The organism is Caulobacter sp. SRI_014 (assembly GCF_057586315.1).
On record NZ_JBYCZQ010000008.1, the window covers coordinates 114,682 to 139,846 of the forward strand.

The 25,165-nt window shown below is 67.3% G+C and carries 23 protein-coding genes; 8 read left to right on the forward strand and 15 right to left on the reverse strand.

What is annotated here, in order from left to right:
• Positions 1–13: 13 nt before the first annotated feature.
• From AC2YG9_RS17085 to AC2YG9_RS17100, 4 genes are all read right to left on the reverse strand, one after another.
• A complete protein-coding gene (locus tag AC2YG9_RS17085; protein ID WP_487299188.1) occupies positions 14–1,618 on the reverse strand; it encodes a peptide chain release factor 3 in 1,605 nt (534 codons plus the stop codon).
• A 37-nt stretch (positions 1,619–1,655) separates the two neighbouring features.
• On the reverse strand, positions 1,656–3,128 hold the full coding sequence (locus AC2YG9_RS17090; protein ID WP_487299189.1) for a tetratricopeptide repeat protein: 1,473 nt from the start codon (positions 3,126–3,128) through the stop codon (positions 1,656–1,658).
• A gap of 62 nt (positions 3,129–3,190) precedes the next feature.
• Positions 3,191–3,571 (reverse strand): hypothetical protein, encoded by a 381-nt coding sequence (locus AC2YG9_RS17095; protein ID WP_487299190.1) that lies wholly within the window; start codon positions 3,569–3,571, stop codon positions 3,191–3,193.
• Positions 3,572–3,638: 67 nt separating this feature from the next.
• Positions 3,639–3,971, reverse strand: a complete 333-nt coding sequence (locus AC2YG9_RS17100; RefSeq protein ID WP_487299191.1) for a DUF1491 family protein — start codon at positions 3,969–3,971, stop codon at positions 3,639–3,641.
• 105 nt (positions 3,972–4,076) lie between these two features.
• Here AC2YG9_RS17100 and AC2YG9_RS17105 point away from each other — a divergent pair, with 105 nt between their 5' ends.
• Entirely contained in the window at positions 4,077–5,006 is a 930-nt protein-coding gene (locus tag AC2YG9_RS17105; protein ID WP_487299192.1) for a hypothetical protein, read from the forward strand.
• Here the strand turns inward: AC2YG9_RS17105 and AC2YG9_RS17110 are convergent, their stop codons facing one another.
• Positions 5,007–6,527: a sensor histidine kinase gene (locus AC2YG9_RS17110; RefSeq protein WP_487299193.1), complete on the reverse strand. Its 1,521-nt coding sequence runs from the start codon at positions 6,525–6,527 to the stop codon at positions 5,007–5,009.
• Between the two features lie 233 nt (positions 6,528–6,760).
• On the opposite strand from AC2YG9_RS17110, the gene AC2YG9_RS17115 reads away from it, so the two are divergent.
• Both AC2YG9_RS17115 and AC2YG9_RS17120 read left to right on the forward strand, forming a co-directional pair.
• Positions 6,761–7,540, forward strand: coding sequence for a sensor histidine kinase (locus AC2YG9_RS17115; RefSeq protein ID WP_487299194.1), 780 nt, complete (start codon positions 6,761–6,763; stop codon positions 7,538–7,540).
• 20 nt (positions 7,541–7,560) lie between these two features.
• Positions 7,561–7,980 carry a SufE family protein gene (locus tag AC2YG9_RS17120; protein ID WP_487299195.1) on the forward strand — a complete coding sequence of 140 codons (420 nt, stop codon included), beginning with the start codon at positions 7,561–7,563 and terminating at the stop codon, positions 7,978–7,980.
• On the opposite strand, the gene mopJ is transcribed toward AC2YG9_RS17120, so the two are convergent.
• The 9 genes from mopJ to AC2YG9_RS17165 form a co-directional block, all read right to left on the reverse strand.
• The gene (mopJ, locus tag AC2YG9_RS17125) at positions 7,977–8,483 is read right to left on the reverse strand and encodes a motility/cell cycle regulatory protein MopJ (RefSeq protein ID WP_487299196.1); all 507 of its coding nucleotides are present in this window, start codon (positions 8,481–8,483) and stop codon (positions 7,977–7,979) included. The genes AC2YG9_RS17120 and mopJ overlap by 4 nt on opposite strands.
• A gap of 219 nt (positions 8,484–8,702) precedes the next feature.
• A complete protein-coding gene (locus AC2YG9_RS17130) occupies positions 8,703–9,119 on the reverse strand; it encodes a Ros/MucR family transcriptional regulator (RefSeq protein WP_487299197.1) in 417 nt (138 codons plus the stop codon).
• Between the two features lie 199 nt (positions 9,120–9,318).
• Positions 9,319–10,587 carry a DUF2336 domain-containing protein gene (locus tag AC2YG9_RS17135; protein ID WP_487299198.1) on the reverse strand — a complete coding sequence of 423 codons (1,269 nt, stop codon included), beginning with the start codon at positions 10,585–10,587 and terminating at the stop codon, positions 9,319–9,321.
• Positions 10,588–10,674: 87 nt separating this feature from the next.
• Entirely contained in the window at positions 10,675–11,181 is a 507-nt protein-coding gene (locus tag AC2YG9_RS17140; RefSeq protein WP_487299199.1) for a hypothetical protein, read from the reverse strand.
• Between the two features lie 108 nt (positions 11,182–11,289).
• Positions 11,290–12,165: a crotonase/enoyl-CoA hydratase family protein gene (locus AC2YG9_RS17145; RefSeq protein WP_487299200.1), complete on the reverse strand. Its 876-nt coding sequence runs from the start codon at positions 12,163–12,165 to the stop codon at positions 11,290–11,292.
• Between the two features lie 61 nt (positions 12,166–12,226).
• On the reverse strand, positions 12,227–13,552 hold the full coding sequence (locus AC2YG9_RS17150; RefSeq protein WP_487299201.1) for a cytochrome P450: 1,326 nt from the start codon (positions 13,550–13,552) through the stop codon (positions 12,227–12,229).
• 82 nt (positions 13,553–13,634) lie between these two features.
• Complete coding sequence (locus AC2YG9_RS17155; RefSeq protein WP_487299202.1) at positions 13,635–14,360, reverse strand: sulfotransferase-like domain-containing protein; 726 nt, start codon at positions 14,358–14,360, stop codon at positions 13,635–13,637.
• A complete protein-coding gene (locus tag AC2YG9_RS17160; protein ID WP_487299203.1) occupies positions 14,357–15,268 on the reverse strand; it encodes an aminotransferase class IV in 912 nt (303 codons plus the stop codon). Before AC2YG9_RS17160 ends, AC2YG9_RS17155 begins: the two co-directional genes overlap by 4 nt.
• 87 nt (positions 15,269–15,355) lie before the next feature.
• A complete protein-coding gene (locus AC2YG9_RS17165) occupies positions 15,356–21,193 on the reverse strand; it encodes a beta strand repeat-containing protein (protein WP_487299204.1) in 5,838 nt (1,945 codons plus the stop codon).
• 455 nt (positions 21,194–21,648) lie between these two features.
• On the opposite strand from AC2YG9_RS17165, the gene AC2YG9_RS17170 reads away from it, so the two are divergent.
• From AC2YG9_RS17170 to AC2YG9_RS17180, 3 genes are all read left to right on the forward strand, one after another.
• On the forward strand, positions 21,649–22,176 hold the full coding sequence (locus AC2YG9_RS17170; protein WP_487299205.1) for a phage tail protein: 528 nt from the start codon (positions 21,649–21,651) through the stop codon (positions 22,174–22,176).
• A gap of 55 nt (positions 22,177–22,231) precedes the next feature.
• Positions 22,232–22,780 carry a phage tail protein gene (locus AC2YG9_RS17175; protein ID WP_487299206.1) on the forward strand — a complete coding sequence of 183 codons (549 nt, stop codon included), beginning with the start codon at positions 22,232–22,234 and terminating at the stop codon, positions 22,778–22,780.
• 70 nt (positions 22,781–22,850) lie between these two features.
• Complete coding sequence (locus AC2YG9_RS17180; RefSeq protein WP_487299207.1) at positions 22,851–23,393, forward strand: phage tail protein; 543 nt, start codon at positions 22,851–22,853, stop codon at positions 23,391–23,393.
• A 114-nt stretch (positions 23,394–23,507) separates the two neighbouring features.
• Here AC2YG9_RS17180 and AC2YG9_RS17185 read toward each other — a convergent pair whose 3' ends face one another.
• Positions 23,508–23,801 (reverse strand): DUF6916 family protein, encoded by a 294-nt coding sequence (locus AC2YG9_RS17185; protein WP_487299208.1) that lies wholly within the window; start codon positions 23,799–23,801, stop codon positions 23,508–23,510.
• 89 nt (positions 23,802–23,890) lie between these two features.
• Between AC2YG9_RS17185 and AC2YG9_RS17190 the strand changes: the two genes are divergently transcribed.
• Complete coding sequence (locus tag AC2YG9_RS17190) at positions 23,891–24,403, forward strand: GNAT family N-acetyltransferase (protein ID WP_487299209.1); 513 nt, start codon at positions 23,891–23,893, stop codon at positions 24,401–24,403.
• Positions 24,400–24,999 (forward strand): aspartyl/asparaginyl beta-hydroxylase domain-containing protein, encoded by a 600-nt coding sequence (locus AC2YG9_RS17195; RefSeq protein ID WP_487299210.1) that lies wholly within the window; start codon positions 24,400–24,402, stop codon positions 24,997–24,999. The genes AC2YG9_RS17190 and AC2YG9_RS17195 overlap by 4 nt, the downstream gene beginning before the upstream one ends.
• Positions 25,000–25,165: the final 166 nt, after the last annotated feature.

Below are 25,165 nucleotides of genomic sequence, written 5' to 3' on the forward strand. Positions count from 1 at the left end.
AGGGGGGCTGGCGTCAGCCCCGCTCGCGGGTGCGCTGGAAGCTGACCTTCGGATAGCGCTCGGCGACGTAGTTGATCTCCCAGGCCGTCTTGCCCAGGAACACCGGCGAATTGTCGATGTCGCTGGCCATGGCCGTGCGGTGGGTCGAGCGGAAATTCTCGATGTCGGCGTCGGTCCCGCCCAGCCAACGGGCCTCGGCATAGGGCGAGGCCTCGAAGATGACGTCCAGGGCGTACTCATTGCCCAGCCGGTCGGCCATGACCTCGAACTGCAGCTGGCCGACGGCGCCGACGATGAAGTCCGAACCGAGCTCCGGCCGGAACAGCTGGGTGACACCCTCCTCGGCCAGGCCTTCCAGCGCCTTCTTCAGGTGCTTGGCCTTCAGCGGATCCTTGACACGCACGCGACGGAGGATTTCCGGGGCGAAGTTGGGCAGGCCGGCGAAGCGCAGGGTCCCGGTTTCCGACAGGCTGTCGCCGACCCGCAGCACGCCGTGATTGGGAATGCCGATGACGTCGCCGGCGAAGGCCTCCTCGGCCAGCTCGCGGTCGGAGGCGAAGAACATGATGGGCGCGTTGACGCTCATCTGCTTGCCTGTCCCGCCCTTTCCGAGAGGGGCGCTCTTCAGCTTCATGCCCCGCTGGAACTTGCCGCTGGTCAGGCGGAAGAAGGCGATGCGGTCGCGGTGGTTGGGGTCCATGTTGGCCTGGACCTTGAAGACGAAGCCGGAGACTTCCGTGTCGCCCGGCTCGACCTCCATGGCCTGGCCGGCCTTCTCGGCCTTCACGGCCTTGGGCGGCGGGGCGAAGGCGCCGAGCGTGGCCAGCAGCTCGTCGACGCCGAAGTGGCGCAGAGCCGAGCCGAAAATCACCGGCGTCATGTGGCCTTCGAGGAAGGACTGGGCATCGAATGGCTTGGAGGCCTCCTGCACCAGCATGGCGCCTTCCTCGGCCTCTTCCCGCTCGGCGGGGTCGAGGTAGGAGTCCACCGCATTACCGCCCATCGGCACGGCCGGATCGTGGCCCTCTTCGCGGTTGCGGTTGTAGGGGATGAACTTCTGCGCCCGCAGGTCAATCATGCCCTTGAACCGCCCGCCCGAACCGGCCGGCCAGTAGAGCGGCGCGGGATCGAGCTGCAGCTTGCTGGCGATCTCGTCGAGCAGTTCGAAGGGGTCCTGGGCCTCGCGGTCCATCTTGTTGATGAAGGTGACGATGGGGATGTCGCGCAGGCGGCAGACTTCGAACAGCTTCAGCGTCTGGGGCTCGATGCCCTTGGCGGCGTCCAGCACCATGACGGCGGCGTCGGCGGCGGTCAGGGTGCGGTAGGTATCCTCCGAGAAGTCCTCGTGCCCGGGGGTGTCCAGCAGGTTGAACATCAGACCATCGTGGTCGAAGGTCATGACGCTGGCCGAGACGGAGATGCCGCGCTCGCGCTCGATCTTCATCCAGTCGGACCGGGTGCGGCGGTTCTCGCCACGGGCGCGCACGGCGCCGGCCGCCCGGATCGCCCCGCCGGCCAGCAGCAGGTTCTCGGTCAGGGTGGTCTTGCCGGCGTCAGGATGGCTGATGATGGCGAAGGTGCGCCGGCGCGCGGCCTCGGCGGCGGGGGTATTGGACATGGGCGGGGCTGTAGCGGGCGGCGGCCCGCTTGTCACCTCACCGGTTGGCCTTGATCCGCCGCAGCATGTCCTGGGCCGCGCTGGCCGCGCCGCCGCCGTGCGGGTTGTTGGCCACGGGGCCGAGGATGACGATGGCCTCGTCATACTCCTTCTTGCGCACCAGGGCCTGGGCGTAGAGCAGCCGCACCTGGTCGACCTGGGGCGCCAGGTTAAAGGCGATGTCCAGAACCTGCAGGGTGTTCTCGCTCGGGTAGCCGGCATCGGTCTGCTGGGCCAGAGCGAAGTAGTAGAGGGTCTGGTAGTTGGTCTTGTCGGCCGCGAACGAGCGCGCCAGGAACTTGCTGCCCCCCTTGTAGGCGTCGACCAACGCCTGGCCCGACACCCCGTCGTCATGCGCCTGGTCGATCATCGCCATGCCGATCAACCGCAGGGCCTCGGGGTCCTTGGGGTTGGCCTCCAGCCAGGCGTCGATCAGCGCCTTGCCCTTGGCGAAGTCGCCCAGCCGGAATTCGGCCCGGGCCAGGACCAGGGTGGCCAGCCGGTCGCCCGGATACTTGGCCGCCCGCTCGCGCAACAGGGCGAGAAACTTGTCGCTGTCCTCCTCCTCGCGGTGAGCCGTCTTCAGCCGCTGGTTTTCCAGCAGCAGATCATCGGCGGACGGCGACAGGGTGGTGACGGTGATCACCGGCGGGGCAAAGCCGCTTCGGGTGTAGTTGGTGTATTTCAGCCCGCTTTTCAGATAGGCGCGCAGGATACGCTCCAGGCCCGGGCCGTCGGTACCGAGGATCTGGTACATGGTCCTGGCCGGATCGGCGCCCCCCGAAACCTGCTTCATATAGGCCAGGAACTTCTCGTACCGGCCGGGATCGCTCATCATGTAGTGGGTCAGAAGCCAGGACTGGCCGTAGAAGCCGCCCTGCGTCTCCTTGGGCAGTTCCCAGAACCGCTTGCTGAGCAGGTCGTCCATCGGCGCCCACTTCAGATACTCGAGCTCGAGCACCCGGCCCTCGCTCCACTTGCCGACCTCGACCTGGGTCTTGCCGACCTTGGCGGTATCGAAATACTCGGCGTAGCCCTCGACCAGCCAGGCCGGATAGGCGTTGGCGAAGTACTGGTGCATGAAATGGTGCACGTACTCGTGCTGGATGACGTTGTTGTCGCCCCGGCTGCGGATGGCGACGGCGTAGATGTCGCCCATGCTGGCCGAGTAATAGCCGCCGATGCCGTCGCCCATGCCGGGCGAGGCCCGCCGCAGGCTGGGCGAGTTGGCGACCAGGTAGATCTCCAGCTTGCGCGGCGGCAGCCCGCCGGTCGGCATGCCGTGCCGGAACCGCAGCAGGTCGTCGAAGATCTCGAGGTCGGCGACATAGGTGCGCAGCACCGTCTCGTCGCCATCGCTGTAGACAATGAAGCGGGGGCTCTCGGCCCGAATCCACTTGGCGTCAGCCGGGCTGGCGGCGAGCGCCAGCACGACGACAGCGGCCAAGGCCGTCAGAATACGCGACATCATTGAAAACCCCCGGTACTCACCCGGAAGAAGCTAAGCAAAGCCTGGGCGTAGCGTCCAGAAAATCAGGCGGCGAGGCGGCGCCAAACCTGACGATCGGCCTCGACCGTGGTCAGGGCGCCATGCTGCTGGCGCTCGTAGAGCAGTCCCATGACCTCGAAGCTGATCTGGGCGTAACGCACGGCCACCAGGTCGTCCTTGCAGCCCCGGGCCGGGGCGACGAACAGGGCGGCGTTGATCTCCGGCTGCTTGAGCAGGATCAGGCTGGCCAGCCGCCGCGCGCGTTCGGGGTGAAACCGGTGCAGAAGCGGCTCTTCGGCGAACAGCTCGCGGCCCAGCTTTTCGACGAAGGCCATGCTCAAGGTCTTGAAGCGCGGTGCGGCGACCGGCGGAGCCATCTCCGTCGGCGCAAGGTTCAGAACCACGTCGTTGAGCAGGAAAAGCATGGCGCACTCATTCTGGGGGCAGATATGAATGCACCGGCGTGGCTTTCAGGACCGTCAAGGAACGCGGTTAACGCGTCTCAACCGGCTCGGTCAGGAAGTGGCGGCCCTCGCGGTCCTCGATCTCGACCACCCAGATGTCCGGGTCGATCTTCGCCGTGCGGCTGATGTAGGCGTCGAGGTCGCTCTCGACCGTGCTGGCCACCGGCTGCATCCAGAACCGTTCGCCGTCGCCGCGTGTCGCCTCGCTGTAGAGCCGCGCCCCGCCCTCGCCACGGTTCACCGCCTTGACCAGCACGGATCCGGCCCGCGCGTCACCCTTGCGGGCCACCACGGCGAACGCGCCGCCGAGCTCGGCCCTGCGGATCAGGGCGGCGACCCAGATATCTGTGGAAAGCAGCACAATAGGTCTTTCAAAAACACCGGGCGCTAACCGGATGGTAGGGCAACCGCCGTTACGGTGCCAATTCCAAGCGAAGACTTGGCAAGAATAGAGAAATGCGGACCGATGACGAGCCTGCGTGAGCAGATCGCGGGTCGGGCCGCCTGGTGGTCGGTCGGTCTGGTCTGTGTCGCCCTGGTGGCGACGGCCAAGCCCGCGCATGCCGCCGGGGGCGCCCTGGACCTGCTGTACGAGCGAACCGTGATGACCGCGGCCGACCAGCGCTGCGCGCTGTTCACGCCGCAGATCAAGGCCGCGCTCGACGCCTCGCGGCTGCAGGCGCGCGGCGCCGCCCTGCGGGCCGGCGCCGCCAAGGAAACCCTGGCCGAAACCGAGGGCCGGGCCTGGCGCAAGGCCAAGGCCGTTGACTGCCGCTCGCCCGACATCGCCACGGCCGCGGGCCGGGTGCGCGGGGCCTTCGCCGGCTACTCCAAGCTGGCTCGCATGGACTATCCCGGCGAGGTCGCCGGCTGGAGCGCCGACCGCTCGGTCTCCAAGGCCGGTGAACGCTGGAAGCTGGCCCAGACCAGCAACTTCGGTTGGGACAAGCTGCGCTTCGGCCTGGCCGGCCAGTATGGCGGGCCGCAGCTGACGGCCGTCGCCGTCTTCGCCGACAACGCCACCCCCTATGCGGCCCGCCTGGTCATGCGCGACGTCACCCGCACCAGCGGCCCCTATCTGGACACCCGCGCGCGCGGCAAGGGCGGCAAGCTGACTCTCGTCGCCCGCACCTCGCCGCGTTCGACCTCGCGGGTGTTCACCGCCGAGAGCCGCGGGTCCGCCGGCCCCATGCTGCTGCCCGAGGGCGCCAAGTCCGGCTGGGCTTTCCGCTTCTCGCCGGCCGCCCAGGCGGCGCTGGCCGGCCTCGACCCGCGCGAGGCGGTTGTGGTGGAGTTCGTCTTCGCCGGTCCGCGTGGCGACGTCGTGCGGCAGGCCCATGTCGAGGTCGGCGACTTCGCGGCGGGCAGAGCGTTCCTGGCGGCGGGCGCGCGGTAGTTACCGCACCGGGTTGAACGCCACCACATTGTCCCCCGCCGGCTCGGCGGGTTGCACCGGCGGCAACAGCACCGGCAGGCGGATGGTCACCGTGGTGCCTTCGCCGAGTGTGCTTTCGATGCCCATCTCGCCGCCATGCAGTTCGGCGAAGGACCTCACCAGCGACAGGCCAAGACCCGTGCCCATGGCCCGCCGGTCGCTGTCGCCCGCCTGTTCGTAGGGCCGGCCCAGGCGCTCCAGATCGTCGGCCCCGATGCCGACGCCGGTGTCGGCCACGACCAGCTCGAAGAAGCCTTCGAAACCGTGCGCCGTCACGGTGATCGCCCCGCCCTTGGGCGTGAACTTCAACGCGTTCGACACCAGGTTCAGCACGATCTGCTTGAGCGCCCGCCGATCGGCGTCGATCTCCAGCGGCTGGGTCGGCAGCATGCCGCGCAGCTGGACCCCGGCCCCATCGGCCTGCAGCCGCATCAGGCGAAGGGCCGCCGACACCGCCTCGCGGGCGTCAAAGGGTTCGCGCGACAGCTCGAAGCGGTCGGCCTCGATCTTCGACATGTCGAGGACGTCGTTGATCAGGTCGAGCAGGTGGCTGCCCGCTTCCAGGATGAGCCCGCTGTATTCGCCGTACTTGTCGGGCATCGGCCCGAACAGCCGCGAGTGCATGATGTCGGAAAAGCCCATGATGGCGTTGAGCGGCGTGCGCAGCTCGTGGCTCATGTTGGCCAGGAAGCGCGACTTGCCGCTGGCCAGGGTTTCGGCGTCCGTCTTGGCCTGTTCCAGGGCCGCCTCGCGGGCGCGGTCGGTGGTGGCGTCGCGGACCAGGGCCAGGATCATGTCGTCCTCGGCCCGGCGGAAGGAGACGGCGACCCAGCGGTCCTGGGCGGCGACCGGGGCGAAGGCGACCTCGGCCTTGCCCTCGGTGGCGGCGGCCTTCAGGGCGGCGGCGACCGGCTCGCGCTGCGCCGCCAGCGCCGGCAGGCCCAGCTGCACCAGGGCGTCGGTGTCGATGCCCTCGGGCGCGCGGCCATAGAGGGCGCGGACCTTGCCATGCGGATAGAGGGCAACCAGCAGGTGCGGCTGCCCCGACAGCAGGCCGGTCAGCCGCTGGGCCTCGCTGTCCTGGCGTCCTTCGATCTCGCGGCTGCGGCGGCGCGACAGCAGCAGGCCCGAGCCCAGGGTCAGGACGATGACCGCCATGCCAAGCAGGCCAAGCGCCATGGCCACCGGCGGGCTGGGCGCCTGGAGCGACACGCCCAGCAGCTGGCCGAGCGCGGCGACGGCGGCCGCCGCGATAGACAACAGAGCCCCGGCGGCGGTCAGCCGGTCGCGCCCCATAACTAAAGCTATAGCCAGGGGACTGAGGCAAAGCACGCCCAGAGGCCCGCCGACCCCGCCCGACAGCAGAGCGCCCAGCACGCCGGCGGCGGCCGACAGGGCGAGCAGGAGCAAGGGATCGGGGCGCGCGGGCTTGCGCGCCTCGGTCTCGGCGTCGGCTACGTGATCGTTCGGATCGTCGGTCAACGGCCTGAGCTTGGCGTCCCTGCCCCACTGGTGGTCGTTAAGACATTACCCGTCCGGGGCCGTCAGCAGAAGCGCGCACAATCGGCGGGCGACGGATCAAGCGGGGATGGCTGTGGATAGGGGCCCCGACTGGCGCGCCAGGCGCGCAACGGCACTCCAAAGAAACGGATTCGTAAGCGCCGACTGGCACAACCGCATGGAGGCCGCTCAGAAGCGCGGCGCGAAAGGCCAGAATGACCCGCGCGGCGCTGCAGACCGTTGTCCCCTTCGAGCCGCCGGCCCCCTCGCCAGAGGACCTGGCCGCCGAGCGCCGGGCGATCTTCGACGAGCAGAAGAAATCCTTCCTGCGTATGGTCAGCCACGAGCTGCGCACGCCGCTCAATGCGGTGATCGGCTTTTCCGAGATCCTGTCCTGCGAACTCTATGGCCCGCTCGGCGCCCCGCAGTACAAGGAATACGCCGAACACATCCGGGCCAGCGGCCACAAGCTGCTGACCATCGTCAACCAGGTGCTTGAGATCGCCCGGCTGGAAGGCCATGCCGCCGACATGCAGCTTGGCCCCGAGGCCCTGGACCACGCCCTGGAAGACACGCTGGAACAGCTGTCGCCAGACCTGCGCGAGGCCGGGGTCACCATCGACATCGCCGACGACACCGCCCTGCCCTCGGTCCTGGCCGATGGCCGCGGCCTGCGCACCATGCTGTTCAACCTGCTGCAGAACGCGGTGACCTGGTCGCCGGCCGGCGGGGTGGTCAGCGTTTCGGCCCACAGCCGGGCCGGGATGACCGACATCGTCATCAGCGACACCGGCCCGGGCATCGATCCGGCCGATATTCCGCGCCTGCTGAAACCCTTCGAACAGGGCCAATGCGCCCTGACGCGCAAGGCCAACGGCGCCGGCCTCGGCCTGCCGATCGTTGAGGCCCTGAGTGGGGCCATGGGCGGGCGGCTGACCATTGTCTCGGCCAGGGGCGAGGGCCTGACCGCGCGGCTGAGCTTGCCCGCCGCCTGATCGGCGTCTAATCCCCGGGCATGACTTCCCCCATCGACGCCGAACTCGCCGCGCTTGCCGAGGACTTCGACCTGATCGGCGATTGGGAAGAGCAGATCCAGTACGTCATCGACCTTGGGAAGGAGCTCGCTCCCCTCAGCGAGGCCGAGCATTCCGACGCCAACAAGGTGCGCGGCTGCGCCAGCCAGGTCTGGCTGGTCACCGAGAAGGACGGCGGTGTCCTCAAGTTCCGGGGCGACTCCGACGCCCACATCGTGCGCGGCCTCATCGCCATCCTGCTGAAGTTCTATTCCGGCGCCGCACCCGCCGACATCCTGGCCTTCGACGCCAAGGCCGCCTTCAAGCGCCTGGGCCTGGACGGCACGCTGTCGACCCAGCGGTCCAACGGCCTGGCCTCGATGGTGGAGAGAATTCGCCGGGACGCGGCGGGCGCGCTCTAGGCGGCGCGAATACCGCTCGAATAGGCCGTCCGCTCGGCCTTCAGGCCAATGACCGCGTCATAGCCGAGGATCATGTCGACCTCGCTGCCGTCGGTGGCCAGCGGCAGGCGCAGCCACAGGGTCGAGACGTGGGAGGCGCCGCGCCAGGCCATGCTGTGCGAACCGACCCTCGGCTTGCGGTCGGCGACCACGGCGTCGAGCTCGCTCTTCCAGTAGTCGGCGGCGGTGCTGCTGTAGAGGTCGGTCAGCTTCATGCCGGTAATTTCGCGGCCGTAGACCGAGTAGAGACCGGTGCCGGCCAGACGCTGACGGTAGTCGACGCTGCCGTCCTCGAGGCGGACAACGTCGATCAGGCTGACGGTGGGGAGCAGGCGCTTGAAGGCCTCCGGGCAGATGTCGGCCCGGGCCGGCAGACGGCCAGAGCGGCGCTGAGAGGCCCAGTAACGCAGGAGCTCTTCGTGAGCGCGGGCTGCAAGAGCCGAGGCGCCCAGTTGCGCGACCATCTACAGAATCCTTAACAACCCTTTGAATCACCTGTGATTCACTATCGCTTAACCGACGAATCGGAGGCAAGGGATATTTCGCCGCACGGGAGAAGATTCTGTTTTTGAGTCAATCAAAAAGAGAACCCCGGTTTGTCAGCCCACTTTTGAATCAACGAAAACGCCCGCCGGAATCTCCGGCGGGCGTCCGCGAGTCGAAGCTGAGTCGACGGTAAGTCTTTAGCGGCGCTTCTTGGCCTGACGGCCGCCCTGGCCCAGGCCCATCTGCTTGGCCAGGTCCGAGCGGGCCTTGGCGTAGTTCGGCGCGACCATGGGGTAGTCCTTGGCCAGACCCCACTTGGCCCGGTACTCTTCGGGGCTCATGTCGTACTTGGTGCGCAGATGGCGCTTCAGCGACTTGAACTTGCGGCCGTCTTCCAGGCAGACGAGGAAGTCGGGGGTGATCGAACGCTTCACCGGAACCGCCGGCTCCTTGGGGGCGACCTCGACGGTCTCGACACCCGTGGCAACGCCGCTCAGGGCCTTGTGCACCGACTGGATAAGCGCCGGGATGTCGGTGGCCGACACGGTGTTGTTGCCGACGTAAGCGGAAACGATGTCGGTCGTCATCTCGATGATGGCGGATTTATCTTCCATGGCCGGGGGTTCCATTTGGGAATTGTTGGGTTGTTTCTTGCCCGGGCGCGCCGCCCGGCTGATGGCTGCATAAGCCGTGTCGCCAATGAAGACAACCCCAACCACGATATTTGAAACAACAGTAGAGTGTTGCTCACCGGTAGACAGTGTGGCGGCGGATAGTCGTCAGTTGACGGTCAAAACCTGAGGTTTCCGACACTTATCCCGCGAAATCACGGCCCAAAGCGAGCATGGCTGCCCGTTGTGGGGCGGAGAATTCATCGACGGCGCCATCATCGCCTTCGCGAATGGCCTTCATCAGGGTGGGGGTCAGGGCCGAGGACAGGGCCCAGTTCCAGTATCGCAGCACCGTCTGGGCCCGGTCGACGGCCAGGCTGTCGAAGCAGGTCAGGACCCGTTCCAGCGCCGGGGTGATGTTGCCGGCCCCGTCGGTTTCCGGACGGCGCAGGCCGCGCCAGAGGGCCTTGATGGCGCCCCGCGGCAGGCCGGTGGCCTTGCACAGGATGGCGATCGGCTCGCCGCCCGGATCGGTCATGATCTTGGCGCCGGTCATCGGCTTGAGGCCGGAGAGGTAGCTGATTTCCTCGGCCAGCTCGCGGGTCATGCCGCTCTGCGAGGCGGCGATGGCCTCGTCGAGGCTGCCATAGGGGCTTTTCTCGATGGCGGCGCGGTTGCGCTGGCGGCGTTCGATGAACTGCAGGGCCTTGCGGGTCAGGGGATCCTGCCAGCCCTCCTCGGCGGCGATGGAGAAGAGGTCGCCGACGGCATCCTGCAGCACCTCGCGGCTGACGGCGAACCTTTGCAGGATCAGGCGGCGACAGTCGGAGTCGGCCCACCAGAACATGATGTAGGCGTGGCTGGGCCGCAGCTCGGGCCGCCGCAGCAAGAGGGAGATCAGCCGGGGATTGTCGCGGGTGCAGCCGACGATGGTTTCCAGCGCCCCATGGCTGAGGCGGGCCAGATCGTTGCGCAGCAGGGCTTCCAGCACCGGCTGTTCACAGCGGCGGACCAGGGCGTCGACGACCGCCTCCCCCACCCCGCGGCGAAGGGCGATCTGGCGGCGATGCTCAGGGCCGGCGTAGAGGACGCAGTCGATCAGGTCGGCGTCGCCCAGGTGCTGGCTGTGCTCAAGCAGGTTGCCGGCGATGTCGATGCTGTCGCGCATCAGCATCCGGGCCAGGGCCGGTGGAATATCGGCAATGTTGGCCAGGCGGCGGGCGACCTTGGCCCGTTCCTCGGGCGCGGCCTCGCGCAGCATCTCGATCAGGAGGTCGGAGGTCATCGCCCGTTCGAAGGCGTTGACCCGGCTGCCCGGCAGGCAGACCACGTCGGCCAGGCGCTTGAGCAGGGTGGCGCGGGAGCGGGCCACCGGGGCCGGCGCGGGCGCGGCGCCAGGCGCAGGAGCGCCCGCCGCCCCCGTGGGTTCGGGGGCGTCCTCAAGGGGGCGCATGGGGGCGGGCTCGCTCATCGGGACTCCGGTTCCGGCGTGAGCTTAAGCCCACGCCGTTAACTACCGGTGACGAACGCCCCGCCCTCGAGAGACGCTCAGCCGGCCTTAAGCGAAACTCGCCCGCTCCGGCTTGGAGGCCGGGTGGCTGGCCGTGAACAGGTTGTTGCGCTCGATGAAGATGCTCACGCCCGCGAGGGCCGCGATGGCCACGGCCAGCAGGAACATCGCGCCCTTGTCCGTCGGCAGGTTCAGGGCGTCGATCTGGGCGGCCGTCATCCCCTGGGCCAGCGCCTGCGACAGCGGGACGGGCCTGGGAACCTGCCAGCCCAGCCAGGGCGACAGGTGGAAGACAATGGCGCCGGCGGCGACGAACAGGCCGAGCATGGCCCCCCGTTGACGCATGGCGGGCCACAGCACCAGAGCGGCCGCGATCAACTCCAGCACGGCGGTGAAGTACCGCAGGCCGGGCTCGAACAGACCGATCCCCGACCGGGCCGCGATCAGGCCGAAGACGGGGTTGGGATCAAGACCGAAGAACTTCTGAAAACTCATGGCCAGCAACAGCCCAGCGAGCGCCAGGCCGAACGACCAGCTCAACACGCGATCCATCATGGCATTCTCTCCCGCGAGACTCTGTGAGGTCTCTGCGGGAGAAAGATTGCGCCTCGTCCTTAACTTTGACGAGTCACGGTTCCGCGACGGAAACCGGGGCGCAATGCTCTATTTGAACTGGGGCTCTTCCCAGTCCGGCCAGATGTCGGGCAGATCGGTCGACACCTTGTCCGGATAGTTGGGCGTGCGCTTTTCGAGGAAGGAGGTGACCCCCTCCTTGGCGTCGCCCTGCGCGCCCCGGTACTGGATGGCGCGGCTGTCGGACCGGTGGGCGTACATCGGGTGCGGCGCCCCGACGTTGCGCCACAGAAGCTGGCGGGTCAGGGCGATGGACACCGGGGCGGTGTTGTCGGCGATCTCGCGGGCCAGGGCGCGGGCGGCCGGCAGCAGGTCTTCGGGCGCATGCAGCGAGCGCACCAGCCCGCCGTCCTTGGCCTCCTGCGCGGGGAAGACCCGGCCGGTGTAGCACCACTCCAGCGCCTGCTGCATGCCGACCAGGCGCGGGAGGAACCAGCTGGAAGCCGCTTCGGGCGTGATGCCGCGGCGGGCGAAGACGAAGCCGAACTTGGCTTCCGTCGAGGCCATGCGGATGTCCATGGCCAGCTGCATGGTCAGGCCGATGCCGACGGCGGCGCCGTTGACGGCGGCGATCACCGGCTTCTTGCATTCGTAGATGCGCAGGGTCAGGCGGCCGCCGCCGTCGCGGTAGATGTTGTCGACCTTGCCGCTCTCGCGGGCGTCCTCGTTGCGCGAGGCGTAGTCGAAGGTGGAACCGCCGGTGCCCAGATCCGCCCCGGCACAGAAGGCGCGGCCCGAACCGGTGACGATCACCGCCTTGACCGCGTCATCGGCGTCGATCTCGTCGAAGCATTCGATCATCTCCAGCATCATCTGGGCGGTGAAGGCATTCATCCGCTCCGGCCGATGCAGGGTCAGGGTCGCGATGCCGTCCTCGACGACGTACTGGATGGTTTCGTAGGCCACGAGCGGCTCCCTCTATTGATGTGCCGGCATAGAACCCGCCCTCCCTCACGGAAGGCAAGGACTAGCCGCTGAACGCCACGCCGAGACGCCGGATGGCGTGCACGAAATTGTTGGGGGCGATGTCGATGTCGCCGGTCCAGCGGATGTCGGGATAGCGGGCCAGCAGCTGGCGCCAGGTTTCCTCGAGCTGCAGCTGGGCGACCCGCTTGCCGATGCAGACGTGGGGGCCGTAGCCGAAGGCGATGTGCTTGTCGGCGTTGGCGCGGGTGACGTCGAGGACGTCGGGGTTCGCGAACACCGCCTCGTCGCGGTTGCCGGCGCCATAGTACATGATCACCTTCTGGCCCTCGAGGATGCGCTGGCCGGCGACCTCGGCGTCGCGGGTAGCCGTGCGGCGCATGTAGATCACCGGGCTGACCATGCGGATGAACTCGTTGACGGCATTGGGCAGCAGGCTGTCGTCCGCGAGGAGCTTCGCCCGCTGATCGGGGTGTTCGGTGACCAGCTTCACCGAACCGGACAGGGTGTTCCGCGTCGTGTCATTGCCGGCGAAGACGATCAGCAGCCAGCTGCCGTCGAGGTATTCGTCGGACAGGAAATCCCCCTCCAGCTGGGCGCGGGCGATGGCGCTCATCAGGTCGGGCTGGGGATCCTGGCGGCGCTTGTGCAGCATGTGCCGGCCGTAGTCGAACATCTCCTCGACGTTGGTGTTGAAGTCCTGGATGAACTGCATCAGTTCCAGGGTCGGGCCGGCGGCCAGGTTGGCCTGCTCGGTGGCCATGTTCTGGGCCAGCTCCAGATAATGCATCCATTTCAGGAACTTCGGCCGATCCTCCGGCGGCACGCCGAGGATTTCGCAGAGCGTGAACAGCGGCAGCTGGGAGGAGAAGTTCTCGACGAAATCCAGCTCACCCTTGCCGGCCATCTGGTCCAGCAGACGGCCGATCTCGGCTTTCACCTTGACCTGCAGTTCGCGCAGGTAGCCCGGGGTGAAATAGGGCATGTGCTCGCGGCGCAGCTGCAGGTGCCAGGGCTGGTCCATGTTGATCATGGCGTCCATCGAGGCGCGGAACAGCAGCGCGTGGCGCTGCTCAGGCTTGCCGACGGCCATCAGGATGCCGCCGCGCTGGCTGGAGAAGGTTTCCGGATCGCCGTTGACGGTCATGATGTCGGCGTGGCGGGTCACCGCCCAGAAGCCGGGGCCCCCGCGCGGCTCGGCGTGCCACATGACCGGGGCTTGCGCGCGCATGCGGGCGAAGTCGGCCCAGGGCTGGCCGTGGGCGAAATTCATGGGGTTGCAGAGGTCGATGCCCTCGACGACCGGATAGGCGAGCGGGGCGCCGGGACCCGGACGGGCCTCCTGGACAGTCTGGCTGAGCAGCTCCATCGGTCTCTTCCCTGGATAGGTTATCGTTGGTTAGTCGGGACCTTGGCCCCTCCCCGTTCCGGCGCCAAGGGATGACGTGGCGTCAGGCCACAAGCTTGTGCGCCGCCAGCCGCTCATAGAGGGGCCGGGCGGCGTCAGCGATGCGGGCGAGGTCATCGGGCAAGGCCTGCGCTTCCTCGACGGGCGGCGGGCCAAAGCCGGTCGAACGCTCGACCGCGTCATACCAGGCCGGGGCCCAGACGCCGTCGCTGTCCCGGGGGCCGGCGGGCCAGGCCAGCATGGCCGCGCTGAACGGAATGCCCAGCGCCGCGCAGAGGGCGGTGAGGGTGCGTTCCGGGTTGGCCAGGACATCGGCGCCCTCGACCACGGGCGGCGCGCGACCCAGCCGGTCGCACTCGCGGTCGAACAGCTCGCCCTGCCGCTCGACGCCGATGTCGGCCAGGCTGACCTCGCCGCGCTTCTTGACGTAGGAGGCCAGGACCTTGGCCGGATCGCGGATCAGGAAGGCGTTGACGCAATGGGCGGTCCAGCCGAGGTCGACGCCGGGCAGCATGTGGTGAGTCATGTGCTTCTGGTAGAAGACCGGCGCCGCCGCCTCCCCCGCCATGTCGGCGGCGACGCTCGCCCAGTCCTGCGATTGCGAAGCCAGCACCTCCTCGCGCATCGGATGGTCCAGCCCCGTGGCGGCCAGGTAGGCGGCGTAGAAGGGCTCGTCGACGACGACGGTGTCGGGCCGGTTCTCGAAGGACCGCATCATCGCCGTTGAGATGTTGCGCGGCCCCGACCACATGGCGATGCGCAAGGTCACCGGACCGCCTCCGCGTCCTTGAGAGCCTCGTAGAGCGTCCTCAGTTTCGTCGTCACCGGGCCGGGAAGGGTCAGAGGCAGGGTGACGCCGTCGATCTCGCGCACGGGGGTCAGGCCACCGAAGGTGCCGGTGACGAAGGCTTCGTCGGCGGTCTTCGGATCGTCGGCGGGGAAGTCGCCCAGCTCGAGCGGGATGCCGCCCTCCCGGCACAGGCGGATGACATTTCCGCGGGTGACGCCGTTGAAGCAATAGTCGCCGCGCGAGGTGCGGACCTGGCCGTCCTTGACCCAGAAGAAGTTGGTGGCGTTGCAGCTGGAGATGAAGCCGTGGGGGTCGAGCATGATCCCCTCGTCGGCGCCGAGCGCGATGGCTTCGTTCAGGGCGATGATCAGGTTGAGCCGGCTGTGGGAGTTCAGCCGCATGTCGAACATCTCCGCCGGGCTGCAGCGGATCGAGACGGTGGCCAGCTTCAGGCCCCGGGTGACGATGGCCGGACTCGGCGACTTCCATTCGGCCAGGATGACGACGGTGGGTGTGCCCAGCGCATTGCGGGGGTCCTGGTTGGCCGCCGACTTCGGCCCACGCGTCACCATCAGCCGCAGGTGGACGCCGTCCTCCATGCCGTTGGCGGTCAGGAGTTCGTCGAGGGCGGCGATGACCTCGGCCCGGCTCATGCCGATGTCGAGACCGATGGCGGCCGCGCCGGCGAACAGCCGGTCGAGATGGGTGTCGAGGAAGACCAGTCGGCCCCTGTTCAGCCGCAGCCCCTCCCAGACCCCGTCGCCGACCACGAAGCCGGCGTCGAAGATCGAGACCTTGGCGTCCTCCTTGCGGACCAGGGCGCCGTTCAGCCAGACGCGGGCGGTCTCGTTGCGCGGGTCCGCCGCGAAGTCCTGACTGCCGGCCATGAGTCTTCTCCCTTCCGCCAGACATGAAACAGCCGGCCCTGGAAGACCAGAGCCGGCTGCAAAAGTTCAGGCCCTGAGGGGCTCAGATCAGAGGATCCAGCCGCCCGTGCCGTCCAGGAAGGTCCCGGGGGCGATGATCGACGTGCTGGTGCCCGAGTGGTCACCGTCGATACGCAGCGAGTAGTCGGCCTTCTTGTCGCCGTTGACGTCGAGGCGCAGGTAGGTCGAGTTCGTCCCCGCATCGTAGGTCAGGGTCGCTTCGCCGGCCACACCGCTGAAGGTCGTCAGCACGGTGGCGAAGTGGAAGGCCTGGTTGCCCATGACGTTGGCATTGGCGTCGATGGCCGACAGGTCCACCCGGTCGCCGCCCGCGAAGCTGAGATCGAAGATCCGGTCGGTTTCCAGGGTGGCCAGGCCGACGCTTTCCTGACGGACCGCGAAGATGTCCCAGCCGTTCTGGCCGTACAGCAGGTCGTTGCCGACGCCGCCGAAGATGACGTCGTTGCCGTCGCCGCCCTTGATGGTGTCGACCCCGGCCTTGCCATCGAGGACGTTGACGCCCTCGTTGCCGGTGATGGCGTTGGCCCCGCTGTTGCCCGTGCCGGCGATGTCGCCGGCGCCGGCCTGCAGTTCAAGCGCCTCGAGATTCTCACCCATGATGTAGGAGGCGAAGGCTCGGACGATGTCATAACCTTCGCCAGCATTCTCAAGGATGAAGTCATTGTATTCGTTGACGATGTAGACGTCATTGCCGACCCCGCCATACATCTTGTCGGGACCGATGCCGCCATCCATGAAGTCGTTGCCGCTGCCGCCGGTCATGGTGTCCACGCCGTCGCCGCCGTACATGTAGTCGTTGCCGTTGCCACCCGTCAGGTTGTCAATGCCGGCGCCGCCGAACAGCTTGTCGGCGCCTTCGCCACCATCCAGCTGGTCGTTGCCGTCATCCCCGTTGAGGATGTCGTTGCCGTTGCCGCCGGCGGCAGTGTCGTTGTCCGCCCCGCCGTTGACCACGTCATTAGAGTCGCCGCCGTCGATGACGTCAGCCCCGGCGCCGCCGTTGAGGACATCCTTGCCACCAAAACCGTAGAGCTTGTCGGCGCCATCCATCCCCGAGAGGATGTTTACCCCGTCATTGCCGTTGATGGTGTTGTTGGAGCCGTTGCCCGTGCCGTTGGAGTCGCCCGAACCCAGCAGGGTCAGGTGTTCCAGGCCGGCGCCGAGGATGTAGGTCCCCATCGACCTGACGGTGTCGATGCCCGAGCTGTCGGTGATGGTGTCGCCGGCGTCATCCACGAAGTAGATGTCGCTGCCGTCGCCGCCGTTCATGTCGTCGGCGCCCGTGCCGCCATCCAGCGTATCGTTGCCGTTGCCGCCGACGAGGTCGTCAGCACCGGCGCCGCCGTTGAGGATGTCGTTGCCCTCCTCGCCGTTCAGCTGGTCGTTGTCGTCGCCGCCGTTGAGCTTGTCAGCCTGGTCGCCACCGTTGAGGGTGTCGTCGCCCGCTTCGCCGTTGATGACGTCGCCGCCGCCAAGGCCGTTTCCGGTGTCATTGCCACCGCCGAGGTTCATGGTGTTGCCCGTGCCGCTGCCGGTCACGGTGTCGGCGCCGGCGGTGCCGGTGTAGATGTCGCCCGCGTCGGTCTCACCGTCGATGGTGATGGTCACCGTGGCCACGTCGCCGCCGTCCACGGTGTAGGTGAAGACGTCGGTGTCGGTGCTGTTGCCGGCCCCGGCGCTGGCGTCGACCAGGTCGTCGAAGGCGCCGTTCGGATCGTAGTCGAACGTGCCGTCCGAGTAGACGGTCAGCAGGGCGCCGCTCGGCAGGGTGATCTGGACGCCGTAGGTGATGGCGTTTCCGTTGACCTCGGTGACGTCGGTCACCGAGGTGTCCGCGCCCGAGCCGTTGTCGGCATAGAGATCGCCGGCGACGATCGGGGTCGATTCCGTGGTCGTGAAGGCGTCGTCCTGGGCGTCGCCGCCGCCGTCGGCGATGGTGATCACCGTGGCCGTCTGGGCGCTCGGATCAGAGCCGTCCGTGACGATGATATTGACCGTCCGGCTGTTGTCCGTGCCGCCGACGTTGGCGTCGCCGGCATGATCGTAGGTGATCGAGCGGATCGCCGCCTGGTAGTTGGCGACCGAGGCGGACCCGGTCAGGGTCAGAACCCCGGTGCCGGAGTTGTAGACGCCCGAGATGCCGTTCTGGTTGGTGAAGCCCAACAGGTCACCGGCGACGAAGTCGGAAATGGAGATGGTGGCGCCGGTCAGGTTGGCGCTGTCGACGTCCGCGACGTTGTAGTTCGGCGCGAAGGCGATCGCCCCGGCGCCTTCGGTGAAGGTCGCGGTGGTGTCGGCGTTGACGTCCGGGGCGTCGTTCACCGCGTTGACCGAGGTGCTCAGGGTCACCGTCGCGTTGGAGTAGACGGTCGTACCGCCCGAGCCCGTCAACGACGAGTCGAGGCGGGTGCCGGTGACCACCGGGCCGGCGGAGTCGTCGATCAGCAGAACCACCAGGGTGCCCGGCGTGCCGTTGTAGTCGGCGGCCGGGACGAACCGCAGGGAGTCGCTGGCCGAGATCAGGTAGGTGTCGGTCGGGCTCAGCGCCGGCAGGTCGGACCAGCTGCCGCCGGTGAACACCTGCCAGTGACCCTGGGCGCCGTTCGAGTTGTCGATGCCGATCATGATGCCGGCGAAGCTGTTGGCGGAGCTGCCGCCTGAGACGGTGTCCGCCGCGTCGGAGAAGTGGCTTCCGAACAGGTTGGAGACCGTGTCGCCGGCCGGGTTGGTCACATCCTCGTTGACCGCCAGCAGGGTGGCCGTCGTGCCGTTGATCACCGTCGGGGCGTCGTTGACCGCCGTGATGTCCGGCTGGCTGAGCACGACCGTGCCGCTGCTGTAGGGGGTGGTGCCGCCGCGGGTGGTCACGTCGAGGTGGGCGCCGTTGGTCAGAGCGCCGCCGGAGTTGTCGACCAGCACAACAGTCAGGGCGGGGGCCGGGCCGTTGAAGTTCGCCGCCGGGGCGAAGCGGATCGGCGTGGCGGCGGTCAGCGTGGTCGCCGAGGCGGTGCTGGAGGCTCCGATGTTGATCCAGGAGGCGCCGTTCCAGTACTGCCACTGGCCGGTCCCGGCAGCGGAGTCATTCACCGTGACGGCGACGCCGGCGAAGCTGTTGGCGCTGGAGCCGCCGTTGGCGGACTGATCGTCGGTGGCGTCGGAGAACTGGCCCGAGAACAGGCTCGAGACGGTCTGGGTGAGGCTGTTGCTGCTTGAATCCTCGACGACCTGGACGGCCGTTTCGGTGCCGTCGCCGGCCACGGTCGGGGCATCGTTCACCGCCGTGACGGTGATGACGCGGACGTCGCTGTCCTGCTCGGTGGTTCCCGTCCCGGTCGCGCCAGGATCGTTGCCGTTGAAGCCACCGTCGTTGGTGACGACGGTGATGTCGATGCCGCCATTGAGGTTGGCGGGGATGCTGCTCAGCACCAGGCCGTTGACCGCCGCCAGGACGGCGTTGATCTGGTTCTGGGTGCCGGTCAGGGTGACAGTCGCGGTGCCGTTGCCGGAAACCTCGCCGGCCACCAGGCCGCCTGTGACGTTGGTCAGCACCGTCAGGACACCGTACTCGGCCGTCAGGGTGACGGTGATGTCCTGGGTGGCCGGATCGGCATCGACGTCCGACACGGAGATCCCGGTGATGGCCAGGGTGCCGACGTCTTCGGCGACGGTGCCGCCGGTCCCCACCGAATTGACCGGCGCGTCGTTGATGCCGGTGACCGTCACGGTCGCCGTGCCGGCGTCGGCGTTCAGGATGCCGTCGCTGACCGTCCAGCGCAGGACCCGGTCGTTGGCCGTGCCGTAGTAGGTCGGGTTGTCGCCGCTGACCGTGAAGCGGGCGGTCTGCAGCAGGGTTTCATAGGCGTCGAAGGTCGAGACGCCGGTCAGGCTCATGACGCCGGTGGCGGTGTCGTAGGCCCAGGTGATGCCGCCGCTGGTTCCCGAGGTCGTGCCGTTGATGGTGATCCGGTCGCCGGACTGCAGGTTGGTGGCGATCCAGACGGTCGCGCCGGCCAGCTGGTCGGTCTGGTCGGCGTTTTCGAAGTCGGTGACGTCGAGGGCGTCGATGAAGTCGATGGCCGTCGAGGTACCCGAGGCCGGGCCGTTGGAGGCTTCGGTGGTCCCCAGGCCACCGTTGGCGCTGGTGGTCATCGTCGGGGCGCGGTTGAGGTGCAGCCCGATACCGACCAGCCCGGATTCGTTGTTGATGGTCGAGAACAGGACGGGCGTGCCCGTGCCGTTCAGATTGCCCGACCAGACGCCTTCGCCGTCATTGGCGACGATGCCCGACGTGCCGGTGGTGTCGAGCACGTACCAGCGGCCCGTGACGACGTCGATTTCCAGGTCGCTGAGGATCCCTTGCGGACCCTGGCCGGCGGTCTGTTGCCAGACGACACTGTAGGTCCCGGCGGCGTTGCCGGTCAGGGCGTAGGCGTAGATGCCGCCCGGATGGTAGATGGGCGCCGTGCCGCTGTTCTGGTCGTCATCGAGCAGAACCTCGCCGGTCGAGAAGTAGAGGATGTTGTTGACCGTATCGATGGCCAGGCCGTCGAGGGTGCCGAACTCCTTGGGGAAGGCCTCGCCGGGGTTGTTGGTGCCGGTGCCGACTTCGTTGTCCTGCGGGCTGAACGGCATGACGGTCAGGTTGCCGCCGCCGAAGGTGAAGGCACCCGCGCCGTCGGAATTGTCGAGGCCGCTGATCCGGTAGAGGTAGTTCTTCTGGACCGAGTCGCCGCCGGCGCTGGCCAGGACGCGCGTGCTGGTGAAGTAGACATCGCCGGTGGCGAAGTTGATCACCATGTCGTTGAAGAAGTTGTTGGCGGTGCCGATCGGATTGCCCGAGCCGGTGCCGAAGTTGGCCAGCTGGGTGCCGGCCTGGTTGGGGGTGTCGGACGACACCTTCCAGAAGCCACTGCCGAGCGTGAAGTAGACCGAGCCGGTCTGCGGATCGACCTCCATGTGGTCGATGCGGCCGGTGGCGTCGGTGGCGGTGTTGTTGAACAGCACCGTCAGGGTCGGGACCGCCGCCGGATTGAACAGGTCGGCGATGTTGCCCTGAAGGATGCGGTTGTGGCCGTTCAGGTCGCTGTCGGCGATGTAGAACTTGCCGTGCACCGTATCGAAGGTGATGTCGGCCGGCCGGTACAGCATGTCGTTACCGCCCGACTGGAAGTCGGTGTACAGGCGGTTGATGTTGTGGCCGAGGTTGCCGCCGCTGATCGTGCCGTCGCCATCGACCTTGATCAGGCCGTCGCCGCCGCTGGCGCCGGTGACCCACAGCTGGAAGTCGGGCGCAACGTGGAACTGGCTGTTGAACGGATGCGGGTGCGCCTGCTGGCCGTCGATGTCGTCCCCGGCCCAGTTCTGGGCGTCGGAGATCTGGCGCATGAAATACTCGGCGCCGCCGCCGTTGGTCGGGCCGTGGTAGGAGCCGATGTCCAGCGGAATTGCCGCGGCGTTGACCCCGGCGGTCAGGCCGGTGTTCACCAGGCTGGCGTTGAAGGTGGAGTTGCCGTCGGCGAACTCGATGGCGAACAGGAAGGTCGTCGGGGTGTTGGCGTCCGTGCCGGTGTAGGCGTAGATCGCTTCACCGGAGTTGGCGAATTCGTTGCCCCCGAAGCCGGTCAGCGTCGGCGTGATCACGGCCCCCGCCGCAAGGCCGCCGCCGGGAACCGTGTAGCTGAACGTCCCGTCCGTGCCGCTGCCCGAGAAGGACGTACCGTTCCAGGTCCGGTCGGTGAAGTAGATCACCGTTCCGGCCGGCAGCGGCCGCAGAACGACAAAGGTCAGCGACTGCGCCGCCCCCACGGGAGCCGAGGTCTGGGCTGTGTTGTAGCCAATGATTGCGATGTCGCCGGCAGCAGGCATTCTCGTTCCCCCAAAAGGGGCCGGCGTCATGACCGGCCCTGGGCCTCTACCGCGACGGTTCGCCGCTACGCAGATGGCCGATCAAATACAATGAAGCACCAAATCCGCCCCCTGCACGAAATACAAGGAATACGCGAGTTTGGTGCGTTCGCGCGGTAGTGAAGCCCCATAGCTAGCAAATTGTAAAGACGTTTAAGGCGCTTGCACTACGGCGAATGGCCGCGAATCGGCGCCAGGTCGCCTAACACAGGTTCCCCGCCTCGGGTACTAGCCCATGGCCACTAGCAACGGCTCGTACAACCTGTCTTTGCGCTATTGTGAGCGGATGAGCGTTGGTCTAGGTTGGCCACGGCGATGGGGGGATCGCGGCCCAATAGCGTGTGACGCCCCTCCTGTCCTGAACAACGTGTTGGCAACGTCACGGTCGTGGACCGTCGACGACAAGGAGGCGGGGCATGGCGCAACCCTACGTTGGAGAAATCCGGATGTTCGCAGGGAACTTCGCCCCCAACGGGTGGATGTTCTGCGAAGGGCAGACCTTGCCCATCTCCGAGAACGAGGTGCTGTTCCAGCTGATCGGCACCACCTACGGCGGCGACGGCCAGGAAACCTTCAACCTGCCGAACCTGGCCAGCCGCGTGCCGATCCACATGGGCACGGGCCCCGACGGCACCACCTATCAGATCGGCGAGATGGCCGGCACCGAACAGGAAACCCTGACGGTCCAGCAAACTCCGAACCATACCCACGCCGTCCTTGCGACCAACGCCAGCTCCAGCCAGTTTCCCGGCGGCGCCCTGATGGGCCCGGCGACCAGCGCCCAGTCGGGCGTCAAGATGTACGGCGTCGATACCCCGCTGGTGAACATGGCGGCCCAGTCCGTCGCGCCGCAGGGCGGCAGCCAGCCGCACGAGAACTGTCAGCCGTTCCTGTGCATCAACTTCATCATCTCCCTGTTCGGCGTCTTCCCCAGCCAGAACTAAGAAGCAGCCCGCTGCCCGGGGCCGGGCGCTTCCTGAACCGTTAGGGACAAGCATCATGTCTGACCAATTCGTCGCCGAGATCCGCATCTTCCCGTTCAACTTCCCGCCGACCGGCTGGGCGTTCTGCGCGGGTCAACTGATGCCGATCTCGCAGAACACCGCCCTCTTCTCGCTGCTGGGCACCGTCTACGGCGGCGACGGCAAGTCGACCTTCGCCCTGCCCGACATGCAAGACAATGCGCCGATGCAGCCTGGCCAGGGCCAAGGCCTGTCGTTGCGCGACCTGGGCGAACTGTCGGGCTCACAGTCGGTCACCTTGCTGGTCAGCGAGATGCCGTTCCACACCCACACCATGCAGGCCAGCAGCCAGGACGCCAGCAGCGCCAGTCCGACCGGCGCCTATCCGGCCAAGGGCCTGTGGGACGCCGGCACCGGCGGCGGCCTGGCCGGCTCCTTTGTCGCCACCAACGCGGGTCCCCAACAGACCATGAACGCCCAGCAGCTGTCGCCGGCCGGCGGGTCGCTGCCGCACAACAACATGCAGCCGTACCTGACGCTGAACTTCTGCATCGCCTTGCAGGGCATCTTCCCGCAGCGCCCCTGATTTCGCGGGGCTCCAGCCCCCTTCGCCGGGCCGAGCCCGCCGTCAACCAGACCTCTTCGGAGCGACCCAGATGTCCGAACCCTTCCTGTCTGAAATCAAGATCGTCTCGTTCAACTTCCCGCCCAGGGGTTGGGCGCTCTGCAACGGCCAGTTTCTGCCGATCAACTCGAATCAGGCCCTTTTCGCCCTGCTCGGGACGACCTACGGCGGCAACGGCCAGACCACCTTCGCCCTGCCCAACCTGCGGGGCCGTACGCCGGTCGGCTTCGGCGCCAGCTTCACCCTCGGCGAGGCCGCCGGCTCCACCTCGGTGACCATCACCCAGCAGACGATGCCGACCCACCTCCACTTCGGCCAGGCGATCAACGTCGCGGCCCCCGCCGACGAGAACGGGCAGGACGCCACGGGCAAGGAATTCGGCGGCGCCACGGTCTTCGCCCAGGGCGGCAACACCCAGACGGTCAACATGTACGGCCAGCCCTCGGGCCTGACGGCCATGGCCCCCGACATGCTGACCAGCGTCGGCGGCAGCCAGCCGCACAACAACATGATGCCTTACCTGACGCTGAACTTCATCATCGCCCTGCAGGGAATCTTCCCCAGCCAGAACTGATCGGGCGGCATCACAATGGAAAGGCCGGGCGCGGCGCCCGGCCTTTTTTGTGTGTCAGCCAAGAGGTCCTGATGGCCTGACTCCTGGTTGACTGTCCCCGCGATTGCCTGCCCCCTAGTTGAACGTGGCCTGATAGTCCTGCTGCCCACGCTGGTGGGTCTGGATCGGCATGAGGTACAGCTCGAAGCTCTCCTCGCCGCCTTCGACATCCAGGAGGTAAAGGCCGTCCGGCAACACGTCATCGGCCGGACCGGTGAAGATCAGGGTAAAGGGCATCCGGACGATCTTCGGCCGGTCGGCCTCCAGCACAGTGTGCTCGACGATGGCCGACAGGGTGAAGACATGGCGCCCCTCCCGCACCTTGAAGGTCTTCTGAACATGGGGCTTGAAGTCTTCAAGGGTCAGCATGGCGAGGCAGGGTTCCGTCGGTGGTGTGCGCCGCTACTATGGCGGCAAGTCCCGGGGCCGCAACCCTGTAGCGCGTCGATGAGCAAGGCATGACCAGTTCCCCGGATACCGTCTTGATTCCCTGGCCGCACGGCCGGCTGACCCTGCGCCCCGAAACCCGGGACGACCTGCCGTTCCGCTTCAACCTGTTCGTCCGGTCGCGGCCGCCGGAATGGGACCAGGTGGTCTTGCCGGTCGAACAACTGACCCAGGTGATGAACCATCAGTTCTGGGCCCAGACCCAGACCTATCTGGCGCGGTTTCCCGATGGCCGGTTCGACATCATCGAACTGGACGGCAAGCCCATCGGCCGCATCGTGGTCAACCGCCCCGGCGACCGCATCCACATCGTCGATCAGGCCATCGCGCCGGAGCTGCGCGGCCAGGGACTGGGGACGGCGATCATGCGCCATCTCATGGCCGAGGCGGAGGCGAACGGGCTGTTCATGGCCCTCAAGGTCGGCAACGCCAACGATCCCTCGATGCGGCTGTACAGCCGCCTGGGCTTCGCGGCGATCGACGAGTCGCTGGAATACATCGAGATGCACTGGCGGCCGGCGTGAACCCGGCGCCCTGCGCACTGCGCCTGCCGATGCGGTTTGACCCGGACCGCCTGCAGGCGGATCTGGAAATCCTGCTGGCGGAGCCCTGGTATCTGCACCCCAACACGGCCGACTACGACCGGGACTGGAGCATCCTGTCCCTGCGCTCGATAGGCGGCCATCCCCGGCGGACCATCGCCGCCCCCTTGCCCGCCGAGGCCTTCGCCGACACCCCGAACCTGGCCCGGACCCCCTATTTCCGATCAGTTATCGCCGCCTTCCCGATGCCGCTGCAGGCAATCCGGCTGCTCAAGCTGGCCGCCGGGGCCAACATCACCGAACACACCGACGGCGGCCTGGGGTTCGAGGACGGACAGGTCCGGTTTCACATCCCCATTATCTCCAGCCCGGAGGTTGAATTCCGGCTCGCAGGCCAGCGGCTCGACATGCGTCCCGGCGAGGTCTGGTACGCCGACTTCAATCAGGTCCACAGCGTTCACAACCGCGGGGCCGAAGACCGGATCCACCTGGTCATTGACGGGCAGGTCAACGCCTGGGTCGCCGGCCTGCTGGGCCGGCCGACGCCGCAGTCAGCCGCTGAAGACTACGCTGGATAAGCATTCAAATTGGGCTTTGGCAGCCTTTAGTTGCGTTTTCGAAGTTTACCGCAACCCTCGGGTGAATAGGGGATTTCCAGTGTTCGCCCCGGACGATTCCGCATGACGACGTGCGGCGGACCCTGTTAATTTGCCGTTTGCCTTGAAGGCATTGTTTGGGTTGGGG